Genomic DNA, 602 nt, shown 5'->3' with positions numbered 1-602 from the left:
AGCTGATAATGCTTATCAATTCAATAGGTGGTGACTATGGCCGAAAAGTCACAGAAATCAGAATTGGACTACATTTTAGTTGTTGATTTATCTTAGGATTTATTAGTAACAATCAAGAATAATTGGTATGGATAGAAGAGGTATGAATGATTGAATTTATAAATGAATACTTGCGCTCTATTTCGATAAAAAACGTCCCTTTGATGCGATTGAGACAACGTTATTTGTCTTCAATCCAAGCCTCAAAGGGACGATTAAATTAAGCGTAGTTCACTTCAATTTGTTCGGCTTTCTCGAAAGCAGGGTGCGTCGCAAGTTGTTTACCGTAACGAACCATATTCGGGAATTGTTCTGCTAGGCCAAACATCTGTACTAACTCAACGATGAAAGACATCATGATGTCTGCACCCGTCAATCGCTCTTCTACGAGGTAGGTTTTTCCTTCTAACGCTTGTTCGAAGTAGCTCAATACATTCATTGCTTCTTTGTCGGCGTATGCAGGCAAAAACTGCATCGAGTTCGGCTCTTTACTGATGAATATTTTCAATAGCATCGGCAAAATAGCGGAGCTTTCTGCAAAGTGCATCCATTGTAAATATTCA

1 protein-coding gene is annotated in these 602 nt (G+C 38.5%); it reads right to left on the bottom strand.

Annotated elements, in window-relative coordinates; translation table 11 throughout:
• Positions 1-259: 259 nt before the first annotated feature.
• On the bottom strand, positions 260-602 hold a 343-nt coding region (locus tag R7Z47_RS25750), incomplete at its 5' end, for a glutathione binding-like protein (protein WP_318130880.1).

The sequence above is a fragment of the Vibrio sp. 1641 genome (assembly GCF_033339995.1).
Lineage (GTDB): Bacteria > Pseudomonadota > Gammaproteobacteria > Enterobacterales > Vibrionaceae > Vibrio > Vibrio alginolyticus.
Note: the sequence above shows the minus strand (reverse complement) of the source record. Positions and strands in the feature narration are given on the sequence as shown.